2 protein-coding genes are annotated in these 3845 nt (G+C 46.5%); both read right to left on the bottom strand.

What is annotated here, in order from left to right; genetic code table 11:
• Window positions 1-313 precede the first annotated feature (313 nt).
• Window positions 314-1282 (bottom strand): AraC family transcriptional regulator, encoded by a 969-nt coding sequence (locus LI015_RS27705; RefSeq protein ID WP_002590264.1) that lies wholly within the window; start codon window positions 1280-1282, stop codon window positions 314-316.
• Window positions 1283-1482: 200 nt separating this feature from the next.
• Window positions 1483-3456, bottom strand: a complete 1974-nt coding sequence (locus LI015_RS27700) for a putative bifunctional diguanylate cyclase/phosphodiesterase (RefSeq protein ID WP_227126756.1) — start codon at window positions 3454-3456, stop codon at window positions 1483-1485.
• Between the last annotated feature and the right edge of the window lie 389 nt (window positions 3457-3845).

The following is a 3845-nucleotide window of genomic DNA, read 5'->3' as shown; positions in this document are numbered from 1 at the left end:
CTCGTTATGAGCACTTGGCGTCTGTCTTTTAGACGCTTACGTGCGATACATGTCACTGGCACTTAGCGAGGTCTTTTACGTACCTAGTGCAGTGGCTCGTTATGAGCACTTGGCGTCTGTCTTTTAGACGCTTACGTGCGATACATGTCATCTCCACTTGGTGAGGCCTTTCACGAACCTAGTGGAGTGGCTCATTGCTTTCATGATATACCATATAAAACAAAAAAATAAGAACGGCATTTATGAAAAAATGCGTCCTTATTTGCACATAAGCAGAATTTGAAACTGAGGGGCATTCCACGCCCGGAACATTCTATCCGTTCTTCCTGTACTCCTTGGGAGACATACCGTAATAGGTCCTGAATATTCTGTAAAAGTAGCTGGTATTGTCATACCCCACAGCAAAGCTCACGTCCGCCACCGGCATGCGCGTGCTGTGCAGGAGAAACGCGGCCTGATTCAGCCGTTTAATCTGCAGTAATTCCTTGTAATTGCGGCCCAGCAGGCGGTTGATGGCACGGCTGAGCCAGTACACATCATATCCCATCAAAGCTGCCAGCTCTGTCAGGCTTCCCTCCCGGTAATGCTCGTCTATGTAGCGCAGCACCTGAAGGGTAAGCTGCTGCTCAAAGGATTGTTCGCTGTCGCGGTTTACCCGGATCCGCCCCGTATAATGCATAAGATGCCGCAGCAGCAGACCCATGGTAGTCTGGTTCATGGCCTGCATTCCTTCCCGCTCATGCATAAGGGACCACACCAGGTTCTCCACCAGGTTCTGGACCGGCAGCACATCCGCAATCTGGAAATGAAGATAGCGTCCGTACCTGGTATCGTCGCAGAGGCATCCCACAATAAAATCCCGCAGCAGATTCTCCTCCTCCCCCATCATGCGGAAGGCCGTATCAAAAAATTCGGGAAGAATGATAAAATTCACCGCAATGTCATCCTGACCCGCAGGCTGGATTTCCTGGACCGCGTGCTGGTTTAAAAACAGCAGTTCCCCTTCCTTAAGCTTCAGTTCCCTGCCGTCCACCACATGGATGGTCTCTCCCCTGCACATATAGATTACCTCCACATAGTTGTGGGTGTGCTCCGGAAAATGCACGAAACGGGTATGGGGCCGGATGGTAATGAGCTGTCCGGCTTCCAGGAGCTTATCGCTGTCAATGACCATGTCCTCACGATCCATATACAGGGTCCTGTCAATATCTGCACTGCCTGCCAATATCTTCTGTTCTTCTTCTGTAATGACGCTCAGGCTTTGAATCAGCTCCTGGTTCATGTAAATCCCCTTTCTATAATTAAAGAAAACTGACGAAAAGCAATTTCCAGACAAGCAACGGCGCATCCTATATACTCTAATCTCCATTCACCACACTTACCGGTTCCCCTGCGGGAAAAGTATTGAGCAGCTCTTCTATCAGCCAATATTTTGTATCCATTATAAAAAATTATATAATTGTACACGAATAACGCAACCTTTTACTCCCCTCCCCCAGCGGAACCGTCTCTGTTTATTTTAAGAAACGCCTCCATCTCTTCCATGGACAAGGGCTTGGAATAATAGTATCCCTGTATCTGTTCCACTCCTATATCCTCAACCAGCTGTCTCTGGCTTTCCGTTTCCACGCCCTCGGCAATCACTGTCATTCCCAGGTCTCTGAAGGCATGCACCAGATGCCTTATGGTCAGGGCCGAGGTGGGATTATCTATGGACGCCCATACCAGGCTTTTATCCAGTTTAATGGTTCCAAACGGGATGCGGATCACTGTGGCAATATTGGAGTAGCCTGTCCCAAAATCATCCAGTCCCATTTCAATCCCATGTTTTCTCATCTCCAAGGCAAAATCCGTCACCACCTGCGGGTTCTCTGCCAGCGTACTCTCTGTAAACTCGATTTTAACGGCTGACATAGGCGTACCGTTGCGCTGTATGATCTCCAGCACTTTCCGGGACAAATCCGGCTGGGAAAACTGGATGGCGGAAAAATTCACATGGATGGCCTCCATGGGCAGTCCTTTTTCAATCAGCCGGTTAATATATTTACAGACTTCATCCAGAATCACATACGTGAGTTCAATAATAAGACCCGTCTCCTCCGCAATGGGTATGAATTCATTTGGATAGACCGGCCCTATGGAGGTGTGATTCATGCGCATCAGGGACTCCGCGTACAGGAACTGCCTGGTTCTCACTGAGTAGATAGGCTGGTAATACATCTCCACACTGTGATTAGCAAGCTGCTCTTTCAGAATCCTGATGATTTTCTTCCTTCTCTCCAGTTTTTCAAGCATCTCCTGGTCACAATAACAAATCTGTCCATATCTGCCCGTCTTGGCCTGGGACACTGCGTATTCGATGTAACTGACTGCTTCCTCCAATGTTTTCACGTACTCCGATCGCCGTATAACTCCCATCACAACAGGAAGCTTGAACTGGTAATCCTGGTTCTGCCACGGCTGCTTCATGCGGGCCTCTATATCAAGGACACATTGCCGGACGCGTTCCCCCCTGTCATTGATAAACAAAAGCGCAAACTCATCCCCGCTGTACCGGTAGACATTTTCCTTAGGACCTGCACTGCACAGAAAGGCACATACCTGCTTTAAAAAGGCGTCTCCTCCGTGCTGTCCGCATACATTATTAATCTGCCTGAAATCACGTATGGAAACCACTAACAGCGTGAAATCCTTATCCGGATACCTTCTCAGTAGAAGGTCCAGCATATTCAGAAGTTCCTGACGGTTGGGTACATTGGTGAGATAGTCCAGGGATATCTGACGGTTCTGGAGATGCAGGTAAATAATCAGCAGTGCGCAGGTGGCAGCGGTACCGGACAATATGATATTAGGGTACATCTGTTGGAAAAATATTACAATTACAGCCAATACAGGAAATGTCGCCAATATGTGATAAATATGGCGGTCTATGTAGCGCCTGTTCCTTACCGCAATAACAATGCAGCCGGCACAGTACCCATAAAAAATAAGATAGGTTATAAAAATCAGACTGCCCTGTTCATAACCCTGATTCGCAGTAATATCAAACAGACATTTTGTAAAAAAATTAGACAGTACCAGCAATGTATAGACAGCTCCCGGAATCCCGCCTAACAGAATCATGCGGTAAAGCTGAGGCCTTTCTTCATACAAAACGGAAACCGCATAAAGATAATACACCATCCCCATAAGAGGTGTCAGTATAAAGTATATGGTGGTGATTGCCCATGTGACCCAGACAGGCACAAGGATATAGCCGCTCAGCATAAAGGTGGACAGTATATTGCTCAGCATGGCCGCAAAGGTAACAGTCAGACACTCCTGGAATATCCTGTTTTTCAGACTTGGCAGATGGCTGCCTTTCCTGGCATACACCCATATAATTCCCAGGATAACCAATGATATTGTTTCCGGAGCTATGTTCCATCTCACCCTTATGTACCTGCCATTTCCCACCCCTGCCCGCTGTACTAAAACCCCTTTTCAATCTTTTTTCTCAACGTGTACAAGGTGTCATCATTTCTTAATCATATACCAAATTTCTGTTTACATCAATAACCAATATGGGAAATATTTCTTTTTTCCAGTCCCGGATTTCCTATATTTATAAGGTTCTCTATACTGTCCTTTCTTCATCCCATGATTTTTAAATATTTTGCTTTTGCAAATCTTTTTCCAAACCTGAGAAAAGCAAAAAAAGTTCCCGGCTCACATTGCCTCCGGGAACTTTTTGTCAATACAATCGCTTATGCCTCTGCTTTCCATCCTTCCTTCATTGTGCCCTTAAAATTCAGGTTCTATACTGAATGTTGGGGTGTGCTGAAAAGCACACTTCCAACATTCTT

The sequence above is a fragment of the Enterocloster sp. 210928-DFI.2.20 genome (genome assembly GCF_020554465.1).
Lineage (GTDB): Bacteria > Bacillota > Clostridia > Lachnospirales > Lachnospiraceae > Enterocloster > Enterocloster bolteae.
This window is presented reverse-complemented; position numbering and strand designations above follow the sequence as displayed.

Coding starts and splice junctions, on each gene's coding strand:
- LI015_RS27705 (WP_002590264.1), bottom strand. CDS start 1,282: ATGAACCAGGAGCTGATTCAAAGCCTGAGCGTCATTACAGAAGAAGAA.